At 70.2% G+C, this 24459-nt stretch carries 25 protein-coding genes; 9 read left to right on the forward strand and 16 right to left on the reverse strand.

Annotated features, from left to right (window positions below):
• Positions 1-172 precede the first annotated feature (172 nt).
• Positions 173-1471: a DUF2254 domain-containing protein gene (locus ACM26Y_RS00300; protein ID WP_416063752.1), complete on the forward strand. Its 1299-nt coding sequence runs from the start codon at positions 173-175 to the stop codon at positions 1469-1471.
• A gap of 70 nt (positions 1472-1541) precedes the next feature.
• On the opposite strand, the gene ACM26Y_RS00305 is transcribed toward ACM26Y_RS00300, so the two are convergent.
• Positions 1542-1895 carry an HPF/RaiA family ribosome-associated protein gene (locus ACM26Y_RS00305; RefSeq protein WP_054370885.1) on the reverse strand — a complete coding sequence of 118 codons (354 nt, stop codon included), beginning with the start codon at positions 1893-1895 and terminating at the stop codon, positions 1542-1544.
• Positions 1896-2000: 105 nt separating this feature from the next.
• A complete protein-coding gene (locus ACM26Y_RS00310; protein WP_416062341.1) occupies positions 2001-4073 on the reverse strand; it encodes an MMPL family transporter in 2073 nt (690 codons plus the stop codon).
• Between the two features lie 74 nt (positions 4074-4147).
• Between ACM26Y_RS00310 and ACM26Y_RS00315 the strand changes: the two genes are divergently transcribed.
• Positions 4148-4567: a MarR family winged helix-turn-helix transcriptional regulator gene (locus ACM26Y_RS00315; RefSeq protein ID WP_003936580.1), complete on the forward strand. Its 420-nt coding sequence runs from the start codon at positions 4148-4150 to the stop codon at positions 4565-4567.
• A gap of 132 nt (positions 4568-4699) precedes the next feature.
• Here ACM26Y_RS00315 and ACM26Y_RS00320 read toward each other — a convergent pair whose 3' ends face one another.
• The 3 genes from ACM26Y_RS00320 to ACM26Y_RS00330 all read right to left on the reverse strand — a co-directional run bounded on the left by ACM26Y_RS00320 (position 4700) and on the right by ACM26Y_RS00330 (position 6803).
• Positions 4700-5443 (reverse strand): anti-sigma factor, encoded by a 744-nt coding sequence (locus ACM26Y_RS00320; protein ID WP_289380086.1) that lies wholly within the window; start codon positions 5441-5443, stop codon positions 4700-4702.
• Positions 5433-6008, reverse strand: a complete 576-nt coding sequence (locus ACM26Y_RS00325; RefSeq protein ID WP_003936578.1) for a sigma-70 family RNA polymerase sigma factor — start codon at positions 6006-6008, stop codon at positions 5433-5435. The genes ACM26Y_RS00320 and ACM26Y_RS00325 overlap by 11 nt, the downstream gene beginning before the upstream one ends.
• Before the next feature lie 165 nt (positions 6009-6173).
• Complete coding sequence (locus ACM26Y_RS00330; protein ID WP_289380087.1) at positions 6174-6803, reverse strand: dienelactone hydrolase family protein; 630 nt, start codon at positions 6801-6803, stop codon at positions 6174-6176.
• Positions 6804-6950: 147 nt separating this feature from the next.
• Here ACM26Y_RS00330 and ACM26Y_RS00335 point away from each other — a divergent pair, with 147 nt between their 5' ends.
• From ACM26Y_RS00335 to ACM26Y_RS00345, 3 genes are all read left to right on the forward strand, one after another.
• A complete protein-coding gene (locus ACM26Y_RS00335; protein WP_289380088.1) occupies positions 6951-7628 on the forward strand; it encodes a fasciclin domain-containing protein in 678 nt (225 codons plus the stop codon).
• 23 nt (positions 7629-7651) lie between these two features.
• Positions 7652-8233, forward strand: a complete 582-nt coding sequence (locus ACM26Y_RS00340; RefSeq protein ID WP_003936574.1) for a lipocalin family protein — start codon at positions 7652-7654, stop codon at positions 8231-8233.
• A gap of 227 nt (positions 8234-8460) precedes the next feature.
• The gene (locus tag ACM26Y_RS00345) at positions 8461-10320 is read left to right on the forward strand and encodes a BCCT family transporter (protein ID WP_054370974.1); all 1860 of its coding nucleotides are present in this window, start codon (positions 8461-8463) and stop codon (positions 10318-10320) included.
• 51 nt (positions 10321-10371) lie between these two features.
• On the opposite strand, the gene ACM26Y_RS00350 is transcribed toward ACM26Y_RS00345, so the two are convergent.
• The 3 genes from ACM26Y_RS00350 to ACM26Y_RS00360 all read right to left on the reverse strand — a co-directional run bounded on the left by ACM26Y_RS00350 (position 10372) and on the right by ACM26Y_RS00360 (position 14882).
• Positions 10372-11916 (reverse strand): SDR family oxidoreductase, encoded by a 1545-nt coding sequence (locus ACM26Y_RS00350; RefSeq protein WP_416062342.1) that lies wholly within the window; start codon positions 11914-11916, stop codon positions 10372-10374.
• Positions 11913-13277, reverse strand: coding sequence for a TIGR01777 family oxidoreductase (locus ACM26Y_RS00355; protein WP_416062343.1), 1365 nt, complete (start codon positions 13275-13277; stop codon positions 11913-11915). The genes ACM26Y_RS00350 and ACM26Y_RS00355 overlap by 4 nt, the downstream gene beginning before the upstream one ends.
• A 240-nt stretch (positions 13278-13517) precedes the next feature.
• On the reverse strand, positions 13518-14882 hold the full coding sequence (locus tag ACM26Y_RS00360; RefSeq protein ID WP_203011318.1) for a cryptochrome/photolyase family protein: 1365 nt from the start codon (positions 14880-14882) through the stop codon (positions 13518-13520).
• 68 nt (positions 14883-14950) lie between these two features.
• On the opposite strand from ACM26Y_RS00360, the gene ACM26Y_RS00365 reads away from it, so the two are divergent.
• Positions 14951-15175, forward strand: coding sequence for an RNA-binding S4 domain-containing protein (locus ACM26Y_RS00365; protein WP_054370894.1), 225 nt, complete (start codon positions 14951-14953; stop codon positions 15173-15175).
• A gap of 3 nt (positions 15176-15178) precedes the next feature.
• Here the strand turns inward: ACM26Y_RS00365 and ACM26Y_RS00370 are convergent, their stop codons facing one another.
• The 5 genes from ACM26Y_RS00370 to rraA all read right to left on the reverse strand — a co-directional run bounded on the left by ACM26Y_RS00370 (position 15179) and on the right by rraA (position 18363).
• The gene (locus ACM26Y_RS00370) at positions 15179-16432 is read right to left on the reverse strand and encodes an SLC13 family permease (protein ID WP_416062344.1); all 1254 of its coding nucleotides are present in this window, start codon (positions 16430-16432) and stop codon (positions 15179-15181) included.
• 117 nt (positions 16433-16549) lie between these two features.
• Positions 16550-16756 carry a hypothetical protein gene (locus ACM26Y_RS00375; protein ID WP_416062345.1) on the reverse strand — a complete coding sequence of 69 codons (207 nt, stop codon included), beginning with the start codon at positions 16754-16756 and terminating at the stop codon, positions 16550-16552.
• Positions 16757-16830: 74 nt separating this feature from the next.
• The gene (locus tag ACM26Y_RS00380) at positions 16831-17235 is read right to left on the reverse strand and encodes a hypothetical protein (RefSeq protein ID WP_003936566.1); all 405 of its coding nucleotides are present in this window, start codon (positions 17233-17235) and stop codon (positions 16831-16833) included.
• A 96-nt stretch (positions 17236-17331) separates the two neighbouring features.
• Positions 17332-17850, reverse strand: coding sequence for an acyl-CoA thioesterase (locus ACM26Y_RS00385; protein ID WP_416062346.1), 519 nt, complete (start codon positions 17848-17850; stop codon positions 17332-17334).
• 18 nt (positions 17851-17868) lie between these two features.
• A complete protein-coding gene (gene rraA, locus ACM26Y_RS00390) occupies positions 17869-18363 on the reverse strand; it encodes a ribonuclease E activity regulator RraA (RefSeq protein ID WP_003936564.1) in 495 nt (164 codons plus the stop codon).
• 146 nt (positions 18364-18509) lie between these two features.
• On the opposite strand from rraA, the gene ACM26Y_RS00395 reads away from it, so the two are divergent.
• On the forward strand, positions 18510-19262 hold the full coding sequence (locus ACM26Y_RS00395) for a FadR/GntR family transcriptional regulator (RefSeq protein WP_054370897.1): 753 nt from the start codon (positions 18510-18512) through the stop codon (positions 19260-19262).
• A gap of 119 nt (positions 19263-19381) precedes the next feature.
• On the opposite strand, the gene ACM26Y_RS00400 is transcribed toward ACM26Y_RS00395, so the two are convergent.
• The 3 genes from ACM26Y_RS00400 to ACM26Y_RS00410 form a co-directional block, all read right to left on the reverse strand.
• Complete coding sequence (locus ACM26Y_RS00400; protein ID WP_003936562.1) at positions 19382-19759, reverse strand: DUF5313 family protein; 378 nt, start codon at positions 19757-19759, stop codon at positions 19382-19384.
• A 19-nt stretch (positions 19760-19778) separates the two neighbouring features.
• A complete protein-coding gene (locus tag ACM26Y_RS00405) occupies positions 19779-21617 on the reverse strand; it encodes an AMP-dependent synthetase/ligase (protein ID WP_416062347.1) in 1839 nt (612 codons plus the stop codon).
• A gap of 72 nt (positions 21618-21689) precedes the next feature.
• Complete coding sequence (locus ACM26Y_RS00410; protein WP_416062348.1) at positions 21690-21938, reverse strand: hypothetical protein; 249 nt, start codon at positions 21936-21938, stop codon at positions 21690-21692.
• A gap of 138 nt (positions 21939-22076) precedes the next feature.
• Between ACM26Y_RS00410 and ACM26Y_RS00415 the strand changes: the two genes are divergently transcribed.
• Both ACM26Y_RS00415 and ACM26Y_RS00420 read left to right on the forward strand, forming a co-directional pair.
• Positions 22077-23243 (forward strand): tyrosine-type recombinase/integrase, encoded by a 1167-nt coding sequence (locus tag ACM26Y_RS00415; protein WP_416062349.1) that lies wholly within the window; start codon positions 22077-22079, stop codon positions 23241-23243.
• Between the two features lie 4 nt (positions 23244-23247).
• The gene (locus tag ACM26Y_RS00420) at positions 23248-24273 is read left to right on the forward strand and encodes a hypothetical protein (RefSeq protein WP_416062350.1); all 1026 of its coding nucleotides are present in this window, start codon (positions 23248-23250) and stop codon (positions 24271-24273) included.
• Positions 24274-24459: the final 186 nt, after the last annotated feature.

Genomic DNA, 24459 nt, shown 5'->3' on the forward strand with positions numbered 1-24459 from the left:
GTGTCGACGGATCGCCTCCCACCTCGGACGTGGTGACCCACCGTCGGGAATACATCGAGCGCACGACAACGGACGGAACAGCAGCGGGCGTCGGTACCCGGCCGCGCGAGCCCGACGGCGGATAGCGTCGGCGGGTATGAGAGCCCGTCCGAGACCGCTGCCGCAGCTGCGTATGGCGGCTGCCGCGTACCGATTTCGCGAGAGCCTGTTCGCGCTGCCGACGTTGATCGTCGCCGCCGGGGTGATCCTCGCCGAGGTCACCGCGTACATCGACCGCACCTTCCCCGCCGACGTCGCAGGCTGGGCCGTGCAGATGAGCAGCAACGGCGCGACGTGGCTGCTCAGCACCGTGGCGGGAGCGACGATCACCACAGCGGGGGTGGTGTTCTCGCTGACCGTGGTCAGCCTGCAGCTGGCCAGCAGCCAGTTCTCGCCCCGGGTGATGCGCTCGTTCATCCGGGACCGCGTGAGCCAGACGGTGATCGGCATGCTCGTGGCGACGTTCGTCTACTGCGTGCTGACGCTGCGGCACGTGGGAGCCGAGGCGGCCGAACCGGCGCCGGGGGCGTCGATGACCGTGGCCCTGGTGCTGACGGTGGCCACCGTCGTCCTGATCGTCGCCTATCTCGACAGGCTCGCGCACGGCCTGCAGGTCGGTGAGGTGGTGCGCACGATCGCCGGTGAAGCGGACGGGGTGCTCGCCGCGGCGGTCCGGGAGAGCCGCACGGAAATCCCGGCGGCGGCGGTGTCCCGGCCGGAATCCGACGCGATCATGACGGTGCCGGCGGTCCGGGACGGCTGGGTCACCCAGGCGCCGACCGAGCATCTCCTCGCGTCGGTACCCCCGTCGACGGTGGTGCGCCTGGAGACGCGTCCCGGCGCCTACATCCATCGTGGCGAAGTGCTGCTGCGGGTCTGGCCGGTCCCGGACAGTGCCGACAGGGTCCGTCGCCGGCTCGAGTCCGCGGTGGAGATCTCCGACACGCGCACGATGCAGCAGGACGTGGATTTCGCGCTGCGCCAGCTGGTCGACATCGGCCTGCGCGCCCTCAGTTCCGCGATCAACGACCCCACCACCGCGACCGAGGTGGTGCTCCGCATCGGCAGCCTGCTGCGAACGCTGCTGACCGCCGACGTGCCGCCGCTGTCGGTCTCCGGCGCCGACGGCCGGGTGCTGCTGCGCCCGTGGATGCTGTCCCCGGCGGAGTACGTCGAGCATGCCTTCGAGCAGATTCGGCAGGCGTGTCCGCGGCAACTGCACGTGGCCACCGCGGTCGCGCGGGTGCTGCGCATGTTGACCGACCATGTGCGGGCCGCCGGCCGGGACGAGCACCTGCCGGAGCTCGAGCGTCAACTGCGGTTGCTTGTGGAGTCCGTGGCCGCCGAGCCGGGGCACCACCCCGAGGACCTCGCCCGGTTCCGGACCGTGGCCGAGTCGCCGGTCGACCCGGCCGAGCACGAGGTGGAATGAGCCGTCGCGCGTGACCCGCGCAACCCGGAATCCGCCCGGTGTTTCCCGCGCGGATTCCGGGTCGCAGCCGTTACTCCTCGGTGCCCATGTGGCGGATGGAGGGACCGCCCTTGTGGTCGGTCGATCGGCCGAGCTTGGAATCGAGCAGGCTGCGCAGGCGGTGGACGGCACCGTCGAACGCTTCCTTCACCGAGCCGGCGTTGTGGGTGACGACGATCGGTTGCTGACCGGCGATGCGTGCCTCGAGGAGGCACCGCTTGTCCGTGGTGCCGAACTTCCCGGCGTTCTCGTCGCTGAGATGGATCTCGAGCCGGGTGATCCGGTCGGCGAACCGCTCGACCGCGGACGCCAGTTCGCTCTCGAGGCGGTCGGCGATGTCGTCGTCGATCTGGATGTGGCTGTCCTTGTTGAGCTGGATCTGCATCGATCTGTCTCCTTCTCGGTCCGGCGGTACGGCCGGGGGGATTCCCGGGCTCCGCACCGCGTCCGCTCCGATTCCACCCGAGCGCGACGGCGGGCGGCAACCCGTCTAGTCGGCGTTCTCGGGTTCGCGGCGGGAGAGCGCGCTCGGCCACCACACCCGCTTGCCGATGTCGATGGTCAGGGCGGGAACGAGCAGCGACCGGACCAGCAGGGCGTCGAGCAGCACGCCGAACGCGACGATGAACGCGATCTGCGCGAGGAACAGCAGCGGGATCACCGCCAGCGCCGAGAACGTCGCGGCCAGGACGATGCCCGCCGAGGTGATCACGCCGCCGGTCACGGTCAGGGCCCGCAACGTGCCGCGCCGGGTGCCCACGCGGGCGCTCTCCTCCCGCACCCGGGTCATCAGGAAGATGTTGTAGTCGATGCCCAGTGCGACGAGGAAGACGAAGCCGAACAGCGGAACCACCGGGTCGGCGCCGGGGAAGCCGAGCAGGTGGTCGAAGACCAGCGAGGACACCCCGAGGGTGGCGGCGAAGGACACGACGACCGTCAGCATCAGCAGCACCGGCGCGACGATCGCGCGCAGCAGCAGCACGAGGATCAGCAGCACCACGGCGACGACGACGGGAATGATGACCGTGCGGTCGCGAGTGGCGGTGTTCTTGGTGTCCAGATCCACGGCCGAGTTGCCCCCGACGAGGGCTTCGGCGTTCGGGATCCCGGACACCGCGTCGCGGATGCGTTCGACGGTGTTCTCGGCGGCCAGCGAGTCGGCCGGATCCGAGAGGGTCGCCTGCAGGGCGACGCGGCCGTCGACGACGGTCGTCGCGCCGTCCGGCCCGGTCACCGGCACCACCTCGGTGACGCCCTCGACGCGGGCGGCGGCTGCGACGTCGCCGGCCGCGGACTCACGGGTGACGATCACCGCGGGCGATCCGGTGCCCGCATCGAAGTGCCGGCCGAGCACCTCCTGGCCGGTCACGGACTCGGTCTCGAGCAGGAAGATCTCGGACTGCGCGACGCCGCCGGCCTTGAACTGGGGCAGCAGCATCGCGAAGCCGACGAGCACGATGCTCGACACGACCCAGATCCGGCGCGGGTGGGCGCCGACCTTCCGGGCGAGGGCACTCCAGAACCGGTGCGCCGAGGCGAGGTCGTCGCGATCGGCATCGGGGTCGACGGTGGGCCGCTTGGGCCAGAACGCGGCGCGGCCGAGCAGCACGAGCGCGGACGGCAGGAAGGTCATGGAGGCGACGAACGAGGCGACGATGCCGATCGCGGCGACGGGACCGAGGCCGCGGTTGGAGTTCAGGTCGGACAGCAGCAGGCACAGCACGCCGGCGATGACGGTGCCCGCCGACGCCGCGATGGGCTCCAACGTCGCCCGCCACGCGGTGCGCATCGCGGCGAACCGGTCCTGCTCGAGACGCAGTTCCTCGCGGTATCGGGACACCAGCAGCAGGGCGTAGTCGGTCGCGGCGCCGAAGACAAGGATGAACAGGATGCCCTGGCTCTGTCCGTTGAGGGCGATGACGCCGGCGTCGGCCAGCAGATACACCAGCAGGCTCGCCAGTGCGAGGGCGAACACCGCGGAGAGGATCACCACGAACGGCAGCAGCGGACTGCGGTAGACGACGACGAGGATCAGCAGGACCACGCCACCGGCGACCAGCAGCAGCAGGCCGTCGATGCCTTCGAACGCCGTCGTCAGGTCCGCGATCTGCCCGGCGGGACCGGTGACGTAGACCGTCAGTCCCTCGGGTGGGTTCGCGAACTGCGCGCGCAACTCGTCGACGGCCTCGCCTACCTCTCCGGTGCTGTCGACAGGCACGATCAACCGGGCGGCCTGACCGTCCTGCGACGGAACCGGCGGCGGGCCGACGGCCGCTCCCGCGAGGTAGGCGAGATCGTCGGGGGTGATGCCGGACGGACGTTCGGCCACGACGATCGCGGGCACGAACCGGGTGTCGGTGAAGTCCGCATAGAGTTCGCCCGCCCGCGTGGATTCCGCGGACGCCGGGAGGAAGGAGCTGTTGTCGTTCTGCTGGACGTCGCTGAGCTTGCCCGCGAAAGGCCCACCGGCGCCCGCGATCGCGAGCCACGCGATGAGCAGCACCGCGGGCAGCAACCAGCGGATGCGGCGAGGTGAACGAGCCGGCGCGGTGACGGTGTTCAATCTTCCTCCAGGAGAATGCGACTACGCCGAGCCCATTTTACTCAGCGAGCTGAACAATAGTGAAAAGGTATCTCATGACCGACGATCTCGAGAGCTGGCCTACCGGCCGGCTGCTGTCCACGGCCGCCCGGCTGGTGGAACAGGCCTGGGAATCGACTCTGCGCGCTCACGGTCTCACCCACGCCGGGCTGGTGGCCCTGCATACGATCGCCGACGGACCTCGCTCCCAGCGGGAGATCGCCCGGGCGTGCCGGGTGACCGACCAGACGATGAGCCGGACCGTCGAGCACCTCGAGCGGTCCGGCCTCGTCACGCGCACCGTCGATCCCGCCGACGAGCGGCGCATGCGTGTGCAGATCACCGAGTCGGGAAACGAGCTGTACCGGGCGATGATCGAACTCGAACGCACCGATGCGCAACCGACCGCGGTGGTATCCGACCCCGGCACCCTGCGCTCCCTTCTGATCGAACTGGTCCGATCGGCACAGCGCTGACCTGCCGCACCGCGGCTGCGTTTACCTGCCGCACCGCGGCTGCGTCGACCTGCCGCACCGCGGCTGCGTCGACCTGCCGCACCGCGGCTGCGTCGACCTGCCACGACGAGGCGGGCAGGTCCGTCCGGCGGGTCAGCTCAGCGGCAACTGCGCGAAGATCTGCGTCGGCTGCGTCGACCCACCCGGCGGTTCGACACTGAAGGCCAGCGCGGTCGAATGCCCGACACCCTCGAGGACGGCCGTGGTGGACGGCGCCACCGCCTCGGCGTCCATGATGCCCGCGGATTCCGGGCCCTCGGGGGTGATCAGCCACATCTGGTAGACACTGCCCTCGGCGGGTGGTGCCACGTTGTTCATCACCAGAACACCGGCGTCGGCTTCCTTCGAGTACACCACCGTGGCAACTCCGCCGCCTTCGATCTCACCCGAGGTGGTGCGCACGTCCTCCGCCGCGAACACCTGCTCCGAAGTGGTCGCAGTCTTCTCCTGCAGCTGGGTCACGACGGCGAATCCACCCACGGCGATCAGGATCGCGGCCGCCGCGGTGAGCAGGAAGTTACGTCGCCGGTTGCGCCGCTCGTCCAGCGAGACCGGTGCGGCGGGCGGACCGGACTCGGCCGCGACCGCGTCGAGCAGCCGCTCACGCAGACGTGCCGGCGGCTCGGAGGCCGTCGACGCGGACACCGTCGCCATCGTCTCCCGCACGGCCGCCGTCTCCCGGTCGAACGCCGTCACCACTTCGGGATCGGCGCCGGCGACCCGGGCCTCGATGTCGCGGCGCTCGGCATCGGATACCGCATCGAGCGCATACACGACCGCGAGGTCGATCAGTTCGCGGTCGGAATCGCCGAAACCGGGCCGGGCCTCACTCCTCATCGCCCTGCACCCCCAGACACTTGCGTAGACGGAGTAGTCCGTCGCGGATTCTTGATTTCACGGTCGGTAGCGTGACCGAAAGTTGTTCGGACACTTCGCGGTACGTCAGGCCGCCGTAGTAGGCCAGTTCGACGGACCGTCGCTGCAGATCGGTCAGGGTGCCCAGACAGTGGGTGACCTGCTGCTGATCCTCGCGCCGGGCCGCCTCCTCGCTGACGACGTCGAACGCCGAGTCGACGTTGCTCGCGCCGTAGCGGGCCTCGCGGTCGGCCCCGGACTGTTCGGACCGCACCCGGTCGACGGCACGGCGGTGCGCCAGGGTGATCAGCCAGGACAGCGCGGAACCCTGCGCGGCGTCGAACCCGGAGGCCGACCGCCAGACCTGCAGGTAGACCTCCTGCGCGGTCTCCTCGCTGTAGCCGGGATCGCGCAGGACCCGCAGGATCATGCCGTACACCCGGGCACGGGTCAGGTCGTAGAACTCGGCGAATGCAGCCGCATCCTGCGCCGCTACGCGCGCGAGCAACGCGTCGAGTGTGTCGGTACGTCCGCCGACGCCGGTCATCGGCTCTGTCCGCTCATCGAGCGAAAGCCTAGTCGGGCGATTCGGGCGGCTCAAGCCATCCGCCGGCGGACCGTCCCGGCGGCCGGGGCCGGGGGGCGGGGCGAGGGTCGAATCGAGCACCGCGATCACCTCCGGAAGAGCCCGAGGTCTACAACGTGTGGGACGTCAGACATGGTCGCCTCCGGTGGGACGGCCGGCCGGGGCCAGGGATTCCCGCAGGAACTCGGCGGTGACCGCATGCCACCAGCCCGGCTTGGTGAGCAGGAAGTGACCGCCGCCCGCCAGCGGCCGGAACTGGGCGTCGACGCCGCGCCCGCGGGCCCGGGCCGTCTGCACCGCGCTCACGCGCGGATCGCACCACGTGTCGGCGGTGCCGTGCACGACCAGGAGCCGGCGCTCGGGCGGGATCAGCGCGCCGTCGTCCTCGGGCCACCACGGTGCCAGCGCGACGACAGCCCCGACACCCGGTTGTGCCGCGAGGTGGGCCGCCACCCGTCCGCCCATGGAGTGACCCACGAGCCCGATCCGGACGTCGCCGCGCCGCCGGTGCACCTCGTCGAGGGCGCGCAGGGCATCGTGGACGGGACTCATCCGGTCCCCGTTCCAGCCGCGGTAGGTGTAGCGCACCTGGCCGACGGTGATGTCGTACATGCTCAGCCGGGAACGCAGGGACTCGGTCAGCAATGTCATCCGCAGCGCGGACAGGTGCCACGGCCGGGCGGCGGACGTGCTGACCGGCTTGCCGCCCGGGAGAACCAGCACGTGAGCGCGGGGCCGGTTCGATGCGATCTCCATGCCCGGTGTTCGGAGCGTGGCCCGAATCGGATGGGTCGAAAAAAATTCTCGACATCCACCCATCCGCCTTCCCGACCGTGCCGAATGGCAGATGACACACCTGACCGACGTGGTCGCACGGATCACGACACCGAAGGGAAGAGGGCCATGGTTATCAACACGCGAAAGAGCTTGGCGGCAGTCGGAATCGGCGCGATGGCGATGATGGGTGTCGCGGCGTGCTCGTCCGACGACTCCGGTTCGTCGACGGAGACGACGGCCACGTCGGCGATGGAGAACGCCACGTCGGCGATGTCTCCGACCACCTCCGAGGACGCCATGGCGGCGGGCCTCGTCGGCCCGGGCTGTGACGCCTACGCGGCCGCGGTACCGACCGGGCCGGGCTCGATCGAGGGTATGGCGCAGGAGCCGGTGGCCGTCGCCGCGTCGAACAACCCGGAGCTCACGACCCTGACCGCAGCGGTGTCGGGTCAGCTCAACCCCGAGGTGAACCTGGTCGACACGCTCAACGGTGGCGAGTTCACCGTGTTCGCGCCGGTCGACGACGCCTTCGCCAAGATCGATCCGGCCACCATCGAGAGCCTGAAGACCGACACGGCCACCCTTACGAGCATCCTCACCTACCACGTGGTGCCGGGTCAGATCGCGCCGTCGGACATCGAAGGCACCCAGACCACCGTCCAGGGCGGTACCGTCGAGGTGACCGGTGAAGGCGAGGAATGGAAGGTCAACGACGCCAACGTCATCTGTGGCGGTGTGAAGACGGCCAACGCGACCGTCTACCTCATCGACACCGTCCTGATGCCGCCGGCGCCGCAGCAGTGACCCGGTAGCACCCGAGGAGTGACGTGAGACGAACGATCCGAGGCCTCGCGGCGGCTGCTCTGGCCGCCGCGGGCGCCGCCCTCATGGCGGCACCGGCGCAGGCAGCTCCGCTCACCCCGGTGGCGGAGCTGGACGTGAACCGGTACATGGGCACCTGGTATCAACTGGCCGCCAATCCCGCGCCCTTCAATCTCGACTGCGTGCTCGACACCACCGCGAACTACACGCTGATCGACGAGCGCAACGTGCGGGTGGAGAACTCGTGCACCACCGTCACCGGTGAGCGGCGGGGAATCGTCGGCAACGCGCGGGTCAACGACACCGCCTCGTTGCACGTGAGCTTCCCCAGCGTGCCGACCCAGGATTCCCTGGACGGCCCGAGCAACTACATCGTCGCCTACCTCGCGGACGACTACTCGTGGGCGCTCGTGGGGGATCCGACCCGGGTTTCCGGGTTCGTCCTGTCCCGGTCACCGGTGGTCGACGCCGCCGCGTGGCAACAGATCCGGTCGGTGGTCGAGCAGCAGGGCTACAACAGCTGCCTCATGCTCACCTCGCCCACCACGGAGGGCCTACAGGAGATCAAGCCGCTCTGCACCGTGTGAACGATGCTCTGCGCGTAGCGGTCTCGCTCCGGCCCCGCCCGCCCGGCCGAATGTCACATTGCGTCGGTTCGATCGATCGCATGTGACATTCGGTCGCGTGCGGGCGGTGCCGGAGCCCGGATGCGTTTCCCCCGGGCACGCCCCGGCTCTGTTAGGTTCGATTCGCGACGTGGACGAGCCTTCCGATCGTCGGTCCCCGCTCGTCGCGACACGAGGAGCTGGTGAAGATGATCCGCGATGCATGGCGGGGTTTGCGTAAGCCCGTATTCGTTCCCGCCTCGCTCGTGATCCTGGGGATGATCGTATTCGCGGTCGTCTACGCGGGATCGGCAGAAGGGGCGGTCGACGCGCTCAACCGTGCCATCACCGACGGCGTCGGCTGGTGGTACATCCTGATCGCCACCGGATTCGTGATCTTCGCCCTGTACTGCGGCCTCAGCCGCGTCGGCAACATCAAACTCGGCCGCGACGACGAACAACCCGAATTCGGCCTGCTGTCCTGGTTCGCGATGCTCTTCAGCGCCGGCATGGGCATCGGCCTGGTGTTCTACGGTGTCGCCGAACCACTCTCGCACTACGTCGACCCCCCGCAGGCGGGCCGCATCCCCGGTTCGACGGATGCCGCCGCCAATCAGGCCATGGAACTGACCATGTTCCACTGGGGTCTGCACGCGTGGGCGATCTACGTCGTCGTCGGTCTCGGCCTGGCCTACATGACGTACCGCAAGGGCCGGCCGCTGTCGGTGCGCTGGCTGCTCGAACCGCTCCTCGGACGTGCCCGCGTCGAGGGTCCGATCGGGCACGCGATCGACGTGATCGCGATCGTCGGCACCCTGTTCGGCGTCGCCACCTCGCTCGGCTTCGGCGTCCAGCAGATCTCGGCGGGCCTCGACTACCTGGGCTGGATCGAGACGAACAACTGGCTCACCGTTGCACTGATCGTCGGGGTGACGGGCCTGGCGACCTTCTCGGTGGTCTCCGGCGTCTCGCGCGGTCTGAAATGGCTGTCCAACATCAACATGGTGCTGGCGGCCTCGCTTGCGGTGTTCGTCCTGCTGCTGGGGCCGACGCTGTTCCTGCTGCAGTCGTGGGTGCAGAACCTCGGCGGCTACGCGCAGGCCCTGCCGGAACTGATGCTGCGCACCTCACCGTTCGCCGAGGACGGCTGGTCGGGCGCGTGGACGATCTTCTACTGGGGCTGGTGGATGAGCTGGGCGCCGTTCGTCGGCATGTTCATCGCCCGTATCTCCCGCGGCCGCACGATCCGCGAGTTCGTCTTCGGCGTTCTGCTCGCCCCCACGTTCGTCGCGTCGCTGTGGTTCACGATCTTCGGCGACGCCGGAATCCTGCGGCAACGCGACGAGGGCAGCATGCTCGCCGCGGACGGCACCGTGGACACCGACACCTCGCTGTTCGTCCTCCTCGACGGCCTTCCGCTGGCCGTGCTGACGAGCCTGCTCGCGATCTTCGTGGTCGTGTTCTTCTTCGTGACGTCCTCGGACTCGGGTTCGCTCGTGATCGACATCCTCTCCACGGGTGGCAACCTCGAGACCCCGCGCATCACGCGTGTCTACTGGGCGGTGCTCGAGGGGATCGCGGCGGCGGTGCTGCTGCTCATCGGCGGAAGCGGCTCGTTGACCGCGCTGCAGACCGCATCCATCGCGACGGCGGTGCCGTTCTCGATCGTCATGGTGCTCGCCTGCGTGTCGATGCTCAAGGCGTTCCGCTACGAGGTGGCGACCGCGCCCCGGTACCTGCAGGTGGCGGTGGGCGCGGCGGCACCCGCCCCGGCCGGCCACGGCGCCCCGCACCGGCGGGGCATCTCCGCGACGCTCGCCGGACTCGACACCAACGGGAACGGCGCCGCAGCGCCGGACACCCGCGCACCGCTGGTCGTCGCCGTCCACGAGCTGCCGGCCAGTTCGGTCAGCGTCGACGCCGACACCGGACGGGTCGAGATCGACCACGGTGCCCGCCCGCAGGACCCGCTCGGTGGCGAGGTGTTCGACACCCCGGAGTTCGCCGAGTCCGCCGAGGGCGTGGCGCAACGGGAAGCCGACGAGCGACGCGCGGCCACGCGCGGCTGACGCTCGCCGCAACCTCCCGCCCGGACCCCCCGCCGCGGCGGCGACGCGATGTCACATTGCGTCGATCGAATCGACCGGATGTGACATCGGGTCGCCGGCAGACGAGGTGCGTGCCGGATCGCGGGCGGCTCGGTGCGCGGCGCCGGCGATGTTCTCGAGCATGCCCTTGAAGATGATGCCGTGGAACGGCACGAGCGCGTACCAGTAGACCCGTCCCGCAAGCCCCTTCGGGAAGAAGATCGCCCGCTGGTGCAGCCGGGCCCGGCCCGGATCGAGCGGTTCGATACGCCACTCGAGCCAGGCCCCGCCCGGCGCCCGCATCTCGGCCCGCAGCCGCAGCAGGGTGGGTCGCTCGAGGCGCTCGACGCGCCAGAAGTCCAGCGCGTCCCCGGTGTGCAGGGTGCGCGGATTCCGGCGGCCCCGGGACAGACCGACGCCGCCGGCGAAGCGGTCGAGCCATCCGCGGATCGTCCAGGCGAGGGGGAAGGAGTACCAGCCGTTCTCGCCGCCGATGCTCTCGACGACCTCCCACACCGTGCCGGCGTCGGTGTCGCAGTCGATGCAGCGTTCGTCGACGAAGACCACCTCGCCTGCCCAGTGCGGATCGGACGGCAGCGGTTCGGCCGGTGCGCCGACGGGTGACGCACTCGCCCAGGTGGTTTCGACGTCGCCGCGTTCGATCTTGCGCAGCGCCAGCCGGACCGCCTCGCGATAGCCGGTCAGTCCGCCGGGCGGCGGCGGGATCACGTCGTCGATGTCGTGTTCGGAGACCACCGCGTCGTTGCTCAGCGATTCGATCAGCGCCCGGCCCAGCGACGGTGGGATCGGGGTGACCAGCCCGATCCACAACCCGGCGAGCTTCGGAGTGAGCACGGGCAGCACCAGGATGCGCCGCCGGCGCAGACCCGCGACCTCGGCGTACACCTGCATCATCTCGCCGTAGCGCAGCACGTCCGGGCCGCCGATGTCGTAGGTGCGGCTGCGGGGGAGCGGAGCGGTGGCCGCGCCCACCAGGTAGTGCAGTACGTCGCGCACCGCGATGGGCTGGATCTTGTTGTTCACCCACTTCGGGGTGGTCATCAAGGGCAGGCGGTTGCTCAGGTGCCGGATCATCTCGAACGACGCGGAGCCCGAACCGATCACCACCCCGGCCTGCAGCACCAGGGTGGGCACCCCGGATTCGACGAGGATCCGGCCGACCTGCTCCCGGGACCGCAGATGGGTGGAGAGGTCGGCCGTGTCCGGATGCAGCCCACCGAGATACACGATGCGCCGCACCCCGGCCGCGCGGGCAGCGGCGGCGACGTTCTCGGCTTCCGCGCGCTCGGTGTCGATGAACTCCCCGCGCCCACCCATCGAATGCACCAGGTAGTACAGGACGTCGACGTCCCGGCAGGCGACGGCCAGGGACTGCGGATCGGTCAGGTCACCGCGCACGATCTCGACGTCGCCGGCCCACGGCACGTCCCGCAGCTTGTCCGGGGTGCGGGCCAGGACCCGCACCCGGTGGCCGGCGTCGACCAGCAGCGGCGCGAGCCGGCCCCCGATATAGCCGGTGGCCCCGGTGACGAGGATGCGCAACGCAGGGGTGTTCATTCGTTCTCCACGATGTGACCGAGCTGGTGTCGCAGGCAGGCTTCGAGCTTCGGCCGGCGGAACCGATGTCCGTGATCGACCAGGCACTGCGGAACGACGAACTGATCGGCGGTGGCGACCTCCCGCGCGCCCTCGTCGCCGAGCAGCAGCCGGGGCCCGAACCCCGGCACCGGCAACAGCGCCGGTCGGTGCAGTACCCGCGCGAGCGTGCGGGTGTATTCGCCGTTGCGAACTGGTTCGGGCGCAACGGCATTGATCGGACCCTTCACCCTCGGATCGGCAAGGGCCCGGTGGTAGACGTCGAGCAGGTCGTCGAGGTCGATCCACGACAGCCACTGCCGGCCGCTGCCGAGCCGGCCACCGAGGCCGGCCTCGAACAACGGGCGCAGCAGCTGCAGCGGCCCGCCGCGCGGGGTCTGCACGATGCCGGTCCGCACCAGCACCACGCGCAGTCCGCCGGAGGCCGCGGGGGCGGTGGCGGCCTCCCAGTCGGCGACGACGTCGGCGAGGAACCCGGACCCCCGTTGCGCGTCCTCGGCGAGCGGTTCGTCGCCGCGGTCGTAGCCGTAGAGCCCGATCGCCGACGCGGACACGAACGTCGCCGGTCCGTTGGGGGTGCGTGCCGCGAGTTCGGCCAGCAGCCGCGTGGGCCGGATCCGGCTGTCCCGGACGGCGGCCTTGTGGGCGGCGTTGAAGCGCCCGGCGATCGAGGCGCCGGCGAGGTGGACGACGGCGTCGATGCCCTCGAGCAGGTCGGGCGCGGGCGAGTCCGGATCCCAGCGACGTTCGTCGTCGCCGCGCGGTTCGCCGCGTACGAGCCGCACGACCCGGTAGCCGCCGGTGCTCAGGTAGGCGCTCAGCGCGGTGCCCACGAGACCGGACGCTCCGGTGACGGCGACCGTGGCGGGGCGTACTCCCTGCTCGAGGAACCACTGATGGGCGGCGAGGTCGTCGGCGAGCTGGCGGTGCCGGTAGTAGAAGGTCTGCTTCAGCAGCGACTCCGGGACGGGCGTGTCGACCCGGTCGACGACCCGGGTGCGACGGGAGCCGAGTGCCTCGAAGGTGTGCTCGTGCCGCCAGGACATCACCAGTCCGGCGGGCAGTGAGGTGAGCCCGTCGCGGCCGACGCTGTCGACGAACCGCGCCGGCGGGTCGTAGGCGTCGGCCTGGTGTTCGGCGACCCAGCGCAGTCCGCCGGGCAGGCCGAGCACGGCCCGGCCCGACTTCAGGGACTCGGCCTCGGAGATCACCCGCAGCGGCTGCCACGGGGGGAGCAGACGCATGATCGCGCCCGGTCGGCTGTGCCAGTCGAAGACGTCGTCGCGCGGCGCGTCGACGACGCTCGAATACGTGATGCCCATCGTGCCTTCCTCCGCCTGGTCCGGGTTCGCGGAAGCGGGCGCCGGGAGCGACCCCGGCGCCGCCGCGGAATCAGCTGGGGATCATGTTGATCAGGATGGTGTAGGCGTTCACCAGAGGAGTGTGGATTGCCATGAATGCTGCCTCGACGAGTTCTCGCACGGTGGTGTTCCTCTCGGTTGTCCGTCCGGGACGGGCGTTCCGTCCCCTCGGTATTCGGAGTAGCGCGCGACCCGGATGGGTCAGCCTTTTCCGGCGATCCGCCCGTACCGGTCGAGCGCTACTTGTCTCTCGTGGGCGTGGTCGACGATCGGCTCCGGGTACCCGTCCGGCGGACCGTCCGGGAGCCGGTGCACGCGTTTGCCGTTCACACCTCGCAGCTCGGGTACCCAGCGGCGCACGTATTCACCCGTCGGATCGAACTTTTCCCCCTGCGTGATCGGGTTGAACACCCGGAAGTAGGGCGCGGCGTCGGTTCCGCTGCCGGCGGTCCACTGCCACCCGTGCTGATTCGAGGCCAGGTCGCCGTCGACGAGCCGGTCCATGAAGTGCCGGGCACCCCACCACCACGGCAGATGCAGGTCCTTGGCGAGGAAGGACGCGACGATCATGCGGAGCCGGTTGTGCATCCAGCCCTCGGCGAGCAGCTGCCGCATGCCTGCGTCGACGATCGGGAAGCCGGTCCGGCCCTGCTGCCATGCGGCGAAGTTGCGTTCGGCGTCGGGTCCGCTGTCGTAGGCGATGTCGTCGAAGCGGCGGTTGTAGTTGCGGCGGGCCGTGTCGGGCCGGTGGTGCAGCACGTCCGCGTAGAAGTCGCGCCAGGCCAGTTCGCTGCGCAGACGGTTCGCGCCCGCGCTGCGGTCGGAGCGCACGTCGTGCAGGAGGGTGCGCGGATGGATGCACCCGAATTTCAGGTACGGCGAGAGGCGGCTGGTGCGATCGAGGTCGGGCCGGTCCCGGTCGGTGTCGTAGTGCGGCAGGTCGTCGTCGCGGAACTCGTGCCAGCGGTGCAGCGCGGCAGCTTCCCCGGCGGGTGGCAGCGTGGTGCCGTCGAGATCGTCGTCGGCGGGGATCGCTACGCGCGCGTCGAGATCGCCGGGGTCGATCCACTCGACGGTGCCGGCGTCGGTGGCGGCGGGTGCGCGCCAGCCGTGTTCGTGCCACGCCCGCTGGAAGGGGGTGAACACCTTGTAGGGGGTGTCGTCGGCCTTGCGGATGCGTCCGGGCGCGACGGCGTAGGGCGAGCCGGTGCGCAGCAGCGGGACGTCGCCGAGCGCCCGCTCGACGGCCTCGTCGCGGCGGGTGCCGTAGGGCCCGTGGTCGGCACTGACGTGCACCGCGTCGGCGTCGAGCTCCCGGGCCAGCGCCGGGACGACCGTGGCGGGGTCGCCTTGGGTGACGAGCAGACGTCCGCCGAGATCCTCGTCGAGGGTGCGCAGGCACCGCATCAGGAAGGTGCGGCGCGGGGACCCGGAGGGACGCAGCAGCGATTCGTCGAGCACGAACAGTGCGAGAGCACGGTCGGTGGAGTCGGCGACGGACAGCAGGGTGGGCAGGTCCCGCAGCCGCAGGTCGCGGCGGAACCAGACGATACCGGGGCGGCTCACCCGTCCAGTGTGCGGGAGAACGGGCCCGGGCGGGCGGGTAGCTGTCGGCCCGGTGAGAGACTGGCCCCATGTCCGACGTGTTCGAGGTGCCCATCCGCGACGAGTCCATCCGGCTCGGTCAATTCCTCAAGCTGGCGAGCCTGATCGAGTCCGGTGCCGAGGCGAAGGAAGTGATCGCCGAGGGACTCGTCAGCGTCAACGGGGAGGTCGAGGTGCGGCGTGGGCGGCAGCTGCACGTCGGGGACGTCGTGGAGATCGGGGCCGCGGCCGCGCGCGTGACGTCGGGGGCGTGAACCTCAGGTGACCGCCCACAGCGCCGCGACCGCGACGAGCAGGGTGAGCGGCGTCGTGACCGCGCCGAGCCGGGTGTAGGTGGACAGGTCCGGGCGGGCTTCGGAGCCGTCGAGCAGCCGTCGCCACAGCATCGTGGCCAGGGAGCCGACGTAGGTGAGATTGGGGCCGAGGTTCACCCCGAGCAGCATCGCGAGGATCAGAGCAGGCGGGGCCGAGGGGCCGAGCGCGGCCAGGAACATCAGTGTCGCCGGGATGTTGTTGACGAGGTTGGCGATCAGGGCGGCAGCGGCCGCCACCCCGAGCAGCGCGACGAACGTCGGTTCGGTGGGCAGCGCGGCCGCCAGTGCCTCGCCGGCCGCCCCGGCCGAGACACCGGCAACGACGACGGCCAGGGCGAGGACGAACACGCAGAACCACAGGTCGGCGGCGGCGAGGATGCGCCGGGGTGTGGTTCGTCGCCGGCGCAGTGCCGGGACGCCGAGAGCGACTGCGCCCGCTGCCGCGGCCCACACCGGTTCGATTCCCAGCGGGCCCGTGGCCGCGAACCCGGCGAGCGTGGCGGCGACGACCCCCAGGGCGTAGCGCGGGGCGTGGACGGGGACGGCCGGTGCCGCACCGGGCGACGTCGGCGACGGTGCGAGGTCGCGTGCGAAGAACCACCGGAACAACAGGGCCTCGACGAGCACGACCGCCAGCCACGGCAGCGCCATGAGCGCCGTGAAGTGCAGGAAGGTCAGCCCGGTCGCGGCGAAGGCCAGCAGGTTCGTCAGATTGGACACCGGCATCAGCAGCGACGCCGAGTTCGCCAGGTGGGCGGTGGCATACACGTGCGGTCGCGGTGACATCCGCAGTGTGGTCGCCGCGCGCAGGACGATCGGCGTGAGCAGGACGACGGTGGCGTCGAGGCTGAGCACGGCAGTAACGACGGCGCAGGTGACGAACACGGCGGTCAGCAGCCGCCGGGGGTCGCTGCCGGCACCTCGGACGAGGACCGACGCGACCCAGGTGAAGACACCGAGCGCGTCGGCGAGATGACCGAGCACGAGGATCACGGCGAGGAACGCGACCGTCGGGAAGAGCGTGTGTAGCTGCTGTCCGGCGAGTTCCGGCGTGACGATGCCGAGCGCGACGACCGCGACGGCCGCCGGCAGGGCGACGAACACCTCCGGCAGTCCCCACGGACGCACGACGGCGAAGACGAGCACGAGGGCGAGCAGCGCCGACGCCACGAAGGTCGCCGCCGCCACGGAAGTCACCGGGCCGATGCTGCCACGCGGCGCCGGCCGAACGGCCCCCCGGGTCATCGGCCCGGCGGCGACGTCCCGGTCCGCGAAATCCTCGACCCTCAGGGCTCAGGGCTCAGGGCACAGGACTCAAGGGACGTGCATCAGCTGCCGGGCAAGGGTGAACAGGCGGCGGGCGAGCCGCATGACGGGAATGCCCAGCGGTATGAGGATGATCGTCACGCACAGCAGGCCGCCGACGAGCCACACGACAGCCGCGACGATTCCCAGCACCGTGCCGAGCACGGCTGTCAGCAGTCCCAGCACCACATCGAGCAGGCCCCGTAGCGCTTTCATGACGACCTCCTGGTATCAGTGTGCGCTTCCGGGGGCCGCGGCGCTCGCGGTTCGGGTCGCCTCCTCGGGCCAGGTCAGCCGGTCTCGCCCGCGTCGGTCTCCTCGCGCCGGTCCAGGATCCCGGCGGTGACGCCGTAGGGCAGGAAGCGCACCGATCGGCGCGGGTCGGTGTTGTTCTTGTGCGCGCGCAGCGCCTCGAGTTCGCTGGGGAAGACCTGCTCGACGCGGGCGGTCCCGTCGTCGTCGAGTGTATAGATCACCCATACGCCGTCGCCGGTCTCGCCGGCGGTGGGCGGTGCCGGGCGGGTGCGGGGTGCGCCCGCGAGGTCGGGGAAGATGCTCGCCCACGGGATTCCGGCGTCCGGTTGTTCGACGAACCGGCCGATCTTGGCAGCCAGGTCGCGCAACCCTTCCCCGGCGTCGCGGAAGACACGGTCGAGGTCCTCCGGGTCGAATCCGAACGGGTTGTTCTCGCCCATGAGGGCCTCCTGAGGTCGCGGGCCGCGCGTGCGGCCGTGATTCCTCCAGTGTGGGCACTGCCGCCGAACCGCGCCACATTCCGGCGTCACGCGAGGTCAGGAGGCGTGCGCCGTGCGGACGTTCTGCGCCCAGTCGTGTACCCAGTCGGGCAGGTCGGGTAGATCGGTGAGCGCGGGGAACGTCTGCGCGAAGGTGTCCGGCGGGACGGAGCGGCCGTCGCGATCGAGCACGCGGAGTCCGATCACGGCCCGGGCACTGCTCGCCCCGTCCACCGTCACGTGCTGTTCGACGAACAGGTTCCTGGCATCCGTACCGAGAAGGCGGGTCGCCACGTCGAACTGCTGCCGATGCCGCAGCGACCGGTGGTAGGTCGCCGTCTGGACGACGACGACCGTCTGCCACCGGTGCCGGCGCAGCACCTGCCAGAGTCCGGTGCGGACGAACAGCTCGAACCGGCCGAGGTCGAGGATGGTGAGGTACCGGCCGTTGTTCATGTGCATCGCCGCGTCGAGGTCGGCGACGGCCACGCGGAACGGGGTGTGCACCGTCTCGTGCGGCCGGACCGGATCCGCCTTGCGGGCACGAAGGAAGGTCTGCGCCGTACGCAGCGCCATGAGCATGCCGGCCCCCGGTCAGTTCTCGGCGCGGACGACGATGCCGTCGTGGTCGCTGTAGAGCATCTCGCCCGGGTTGAAGGTGACGCCGCCGAACTCCACCGGCACGTTCTTCTCGCCGGACCCGGTCTGGGTGCTCTTGCGCGGGTTGGTGCCGAGCGCCTTGATGCCGATCCCGAGGGTGCGCAGGATGGCCGAGTCCCGGACGGCGCCGTTGACGACGACCCCGGCCCAGCCGTTGTCGACACCGCGGCCGGCGATGATGTCGCCGACGAGGGCGGTGTGCACGCTGGCGTCGCCGTCGACGACGAGGACGCCGCCGTTGCCCGGCTCGCTCAGGGTCTGCTTGACGAGCAGGTTGTCCTGGAAGCAGCGGATGGTGGTGATCCGGCCGGCGAAGACCTCGTGACCGCCGAACTGGATGAACTGCGTGTCGCAGCTCCGGATGTCGGGGCCGATCTCGTCGGCGAGGTCCGCGGTGGCCGGAACGTCGTTGGTGGAGGGTTCGCTCATGTCGCCGAGAGTAGTGGGGCGACGCCGTCCGTACGGCGCTGGGATGATACCGGCAGATCATCTGACTGTTTGGGTTTCATACCGGTAGATTCTTGTATCCTAAGAGCCATCGGGGCTGGGATGGATTACGCACACAGGACGGTCAAATGCCACTCGACGGAAGCTCTGCGGTCGTTCGCGTGCCCAAGGCAGGTGAGCTGATCGCCGCGAGCCTGCGCCGCCAGATCATCACCGGGGAACTGCACGCCGGCGAGCCGTTGCCGAACGAGGCCGCGCTGATGGAACGCTTCGGCGTCTCCCGTCCTACGTTGCGGGAGGCGTTCCGCATCCTGGAGTCGGAAGGCATCATCACCGTCCTGCGCGGCGCCCACGGCGGTGCCCGCGTGCAGGCACCGGACGGCTCGACCGCCGCCCGCTACACCGGATTACTGCTGCAGTACCGGGGAGTCCCGCTCGCCGACGTCTACCGCGCCCGCACCGAACTCGAGGTGGACGGCGTCGGCCTGCTCGCCGCCGCCCCGGCCGAGCGGATCGACACGCTCGCCGACCTGGTCGAGCGGGGCGAGGACCTTCTCGGCGACCCGGCGGCCTTCGCCAAGTACGACACCGAGGTGCACCGCGCGGTGATGGAACTGGCCGGCAACCAGACGATGGCGGCCCTCGCGGGGATGCTGCTCGACATCATGGACGCCCACAACGCGCTCTATCTCTCCACCCGCGCCGATGCGGCGGAACGCCCCGGAGCGTCGGCGGCGTTGCGCGCCAACCGCAAGCTCGTCACGTTGCTGCGCGAAGGTGATTCCGAAGCGGCACAAGCATTCTGGCGCAGGCACCTCGACAGCGTCGAGCGGTACATGACGGGCGATTCGGCGACCACGCTCGTCGAGGTCCTGTCCTAGCCGCGCCGTCGAACCGGGGGGAACCCGCGGCGAGCGGGCGGTTGTCGCGCCGACGTGCGAGTGAGATCGACGGAAACGACCCGTTCGGCGGCGGAACCTCCCGTTCGGTCTGCGCCGGATCAGCGTCCGAAACGTCGCTCGTACTCGTCGCGTTCGCGGTCGGCCCGCACACGAGCCTTCTCGCCGAGCAGGTTCGGGTCGAGGCCGTGCTGCTCCAAGCGGTGCCGCCGCCAGATCTGCATCAGGGCGATCGCGAAGTACACCAGGGGGATGAACAGCAGCGCCATCATCGCCAGCGGCACCCACACCGGTCCGGGGATGAGCAGGAACAGCGCGAGGAACGGCACGATCGGCAGGGTGAACCGCACGAGGTACCGCACCGTCGCCCCGGGCCCGACGAGGTCGTTGCGCACCCAGTCCTGAAGCGAGTCGGGGAGCGTGCGGCCGAACAGGTATCCGACGTACTGGGTGAAACTCGGTCGCGCACTACTCCTCATGACACCGAGGATAGGCCGCTCATCCGTACAGCCCGCTGAGCCGGTCGGAGAAGTTGTCGATGACGATCTTCCGGCGCAGCTTCATGCTCGGCGTGAGGTCCCCGGCCTCCACCGAGAGCTCGCGGTCGATGATGGTGAACTTCTTGACCTGCTCCCACCGGTTGAGCTGCTCGTTGAGCTGGTCGATGTAACCGCCGATGAGGTCGCGGGTCTTCTCGTCGTGCGCGATCTCCTCGAACGATTTGCCGCCCAGGCCGTTCTTCTCGGCCCACTCGTGGATCGCCTCGGGCTCGAGGCCCACCAGAGCCACACAGTACGGCTGGCCTTCGCCGTGGACGATGATCTCGCTCGCATAGGGGCACATGCCCTTGAAGGTCGCGGCGATGGCGGACGGCGCGACGTACTTGCCCTGCGAGGTCTTGAACATGTCCTTCTTGCGGTCGGTGATCCGCAGGAACCCCTCGGAGTCGATCTCGCCGATGTCGCCGGTGTGGAACCAGCCGTCGTCCTCGAACGCCTCGGCGTCCGCGTCGGGACGATCGTGGTAACCGCTCATCACCCCGGGACCCTTGACGAGGATCTCACCGTCCTCGGCGATCTTGACCTCGGTTTCCGGGAAGGGCCAGCCGACCGTGCCGAAGCGGTACGCGAGCGGCCGGTTGAGGAACGACGCCGCGGAGGTCTCCGACAGCCCGTAGCCCTCGAGGACGATGATGCCGACGGCATCGAACCACTGTGCGACGTCGCGGTCCAGCGGAGCGGACCCGGAGACGAAGAACCGCAGCCGGCCGCCGAACCGCTCCCGGATCTTGGTGAAGACGAGCTTGTCGGCGAGCTTGTACTGCAACCGGTCCAGCGGCGACGGGTCGCGGTCCTCCTGCTTTGCCTTGGAGACCCGCGTTCCGACGCCGACGGCCCAGTCGAAAATCTTCTTCTTGGCGCCGCCCTCCTCCTCCATCATCGCCTCGATGCGTGCGTGCGCCTTCTCGAAGACGCGCGGCGCCGCGCCCATGAAGGTCGGCCGCACCACGGCGAGATTCTCCACGATCTTCTCGACCCGGCCGTCGATGGCGGTGGGCATGCCCACCTGCAGTGGCAGGCTCAGCAGCACCTTGCCGAACACGTGCGACAGGGGCAACCACAGGTACTGCAGATCGTCCGGACCGAGGATGCCGAGGGCGTCGACGGCGGCGGCGGTGTACGTCCACGCCGAGTGCGGCAGCCGCACGCCCTTCGGCTTGCCGGTGGTGCCGGACGTGTAGATGAGGGTGGCGAGGTGATCCGGCCGGATCGCCTGGACCCGATCCTCGACGACGTTCGGCGATTCCGCGATCAGTTGGCGGCCCCGCTCCTCGAGGTCCGCCAGGGTGATCACCCAGTCCCCGTCTCCGGCGCCGTCGATCACGACCACCTGCTGCACGTCCGGCAGTTGGGCGCGTTGCTCGACGAGCTTGTCGACCTGGGCCTGGTCCTCGGCGACGACCACGCGGCTGCCCGAGTTGGACACGATGAACGCCACGTCGGGAGCCTTGGTGGTGGGGTAGACCGTCGTGGTGGCGGCGCCCGCGCACATCACCGCGAGGTCGACGATCACCCACTCGTACCGGGTCGACGACGCCAGTGCGATCCGGTCCTCGGGCTCGACACCGAGCGCGATCAACCCGGCCGCGAGCAGACGGACGCGGTCGCCGACCTGCTGCCAGGTCACGCTCTCCCACCCGTCGTCCTTCGGGAACCGGAACGCCTCCGTGCCCGGACTGGCCGCGATCCGGTCGAGGAAGAGCTGAGCCACCGACGGGGCCCGCTTCTCGATCTTCGAGTGGTCGACCGGCTCGTCGGAGATTCGCAGCGCTGTCATACCCCGAGTTTAGAAAGGCCGCTCGAACCGTGGGGAGGGTTTGGCCTGTTCGTTCCGGCTTCCGGTCCATGCTCACCGCGCCTGCCGGTGCTGCCGGGCGTGGGCGAGAGCCACGGCCGTCCGCAGCACCCGCGGTGCGCGCCGGGCGGTGCGGAGGACGGCCCGGTCGAGCACGGACAGATCGAGGAATAGGTATGCGATCGGGGGCGGGTCCGTGATCGCGGCGGTGAGCCGCACCCACTGCGCGACGAACCTGACGGCTGTCTCGGCGGGGTCGTCGTTGCCTGGGGGTGCCGTCCGCTTGCGGGACGATGAAGACATTTCTGCATTCGGTCTGGATCTACGACTTACAGATAGTGATGAAAATTCCCATTTACGCAGCTATCGCCGGGAACCCCCAGCTGAGCGTGTTTTTACGTTCGGGGACGGTGTCGGCGCCGTCCGGTAGCGTTCCCGCCCGTGAACGACGAGACGGATGACGCGGTGAACGGGCAGCTCGTGGTGCCCGGGACCCCGGCGGGGCCCGCGGTGCCGGACCTCGCCCCCGATACGGCGGCGCGGATCGCCGAGTCGGTGGCCGCGGCGCGGGCCGCCGGCACCCGCCGCACCTACGCCTCGGCGTGGCGGGCCTTCACCACCTGGTGCGCCGCCGAGGGCCATGTCGCGGTGCCGGCGCACCCGGTCACCGTCGCCGCCTACCTCATCGCGTGCGCCGACACCGTCACCGAGGCGGGACAGCGGGCCTACGCCCCGGCCACCCTCGCCCATCGCCTCGCCGCGATCGCCCACCACCACCGCCAGAGTGGACACCCCAACCCCACCGGCGACGACCTGGTCCGCCAGGCGATGTCCGGGATCCGGCGGGACTACGCCACCGCCGGTGACCGGCCCCGCACTCCGCGGGCGCCGCTGCTCACCGCCGACATCCTCGCCATCGTCGACACGGCCCGCGCCGACTGCCAGGGCTGGGCCGACGAGGTGGCCGAACGCCGCGACACCGCCCTCCTCCTGTTGGGGTTCGCCGGGGCGTTCCGCCGCAGCGAACTCGTCGCCCTCACCTGCGGCGACGTGTCCCTGCACCGGCTCGACGGCCTGCACATCAAGCTCCGGAAATCGAAGACGGATCAGGAGGGCCGCGGCACCGTCCGGGCCCTGCCCTTCACCCACAGCCACGCCAGCTGCCCGCCGTGCGCGTGGCTGCGGTGGGCCCAGATCGTCGCCGCGTTCGACACCGCCGGGCGCCCCGGCGTGATCCGGTTGCTGCGGGGCGCCGAGCCGTTCGCGGCGCACGTGTGCCGGGGCACCCGCCCCCGCACCGGGGGCGGCGCGCCGCTGCTGCGCGCGATCCGCAAGAACGGCAACCTCTCCGACACCGCGCTGTCGGGGGCGGCGGTGCACCACGCGATTCGCCGCCGCGCCCAACACGCCGGCTACGACCCCGAGATCGTGACGCAGTTGGGTGGGCATTCGCTGCGCGCCGGGTTCGTCACCCAGGCCTTCCGCAACGGCGCCTCCGCGCACGCGATCATGCGCCAGACCGGACACACCACTCCCGCCATGCTCGAGGTCTACGCCCGCGAACACGCCCCGCTGCTCGGCAACGCTGTCACGAATTTGGGTTTGTGAGCCGATGACCAGCACCGATAGCGCGGCCATCCGACGCAGCGTCCCCCGCGATGCAGACCTGGGTCTGCGGATCCCGGCGCGGTATCGGCACGACTGGGCGCTGTTTGCCGACTGGGGCACCGCCACCGACCACCGGCTCATTCCCGCTGCACCCGAGGCATTGGCGCTGTTCCTGCATGAACATCCCGCCGCGGTCGCGACGCAGCGGCGCCGCCTGTCGGCGATCAACGCCGTCCACACCCGGCACGGCTACCCGGCCCCGGGGCGGACCGAGACCGTGCGCCGGCACCTCGATGCCAATCGCGCCTCCCGCCTCGACCGGCTCGCCCGACTACTCCTGCAGCGAGCCGCTGAGCTGCCCACCACCGGCTGGCCGAGCGGGCTGTTCGGCCGCCGCGACGCGCTGCTGTTGGTCCTCGCTGCCACCGGCATGACCTTCACCGACATCACCCGGCTACGTCGCCGCGACATCCGCCTCACCGGCGACGCCCTGGTGGTCACCACCTGGGCCGATGAACGCGTCCGAATCGCACCGGATCCCGAGACCGGGGACAATCCCGCGGTTGGGATCTACCGGCGGTGGGCGCAGATCCAGGCGTTTCTCGACCGGTACCCGGGCACGCATCTGCTGCGCCACCACCTCACCGACCCCACCGACATCGTCACCGATCCGCTCGATGTAGAACAGGCCCGGCAGCCCTTGTTGTGTCCGATCGATCGTTGGGGGCACCTCCCGCACGCGCAATCCATGACCGCGCAGTCGGTGTCGATGCTGGTGCGGGCGCATCTGTCGGGCCGCGCCCCGCTACGTCGGGCGCTTCCCGTTCCCCCACAGGACGACATCGGTGCGCCGGTCGAGTCCGACTTCATCCTCGATTCCGGCTACTACGACCGCGGCATCGCTACTCGTCGCCGCGATCATGAGGCCCTCAAGGATCTCACCGATGTCTTCGACGAGATCGAACAGCGGGCCGACGCCTTATTAGATGAGCTGCTCGCTGTGCTGGAGGGGCCGCAAGTCTGCAGCTGATGGAGCAGCACGCAGCGCTTCGGCCGCGCCGGCATATGCATTGCGTTGCACGCACGCCGTGCATACGACACACGCACTTCCCGAACCGACACTGCGCTCGACGCCGGACCGCGACGGTGACATAGCGAGGTTCGCCGCGATAGTCCCGATGAACACCGCTGGCTCGTCCCTGCGCCCGGCGTCTCA

The sequence above is a fragment of the Rhodococcus indonesiensis genome (assembly GCF_047782815.1).
GTDB lineage: Bacteria > Actinomycetota > Actinomycetes > Mycobacteriales > Mycobacteriaceae > Rhodococcus > Rhodococcus indonesiensis.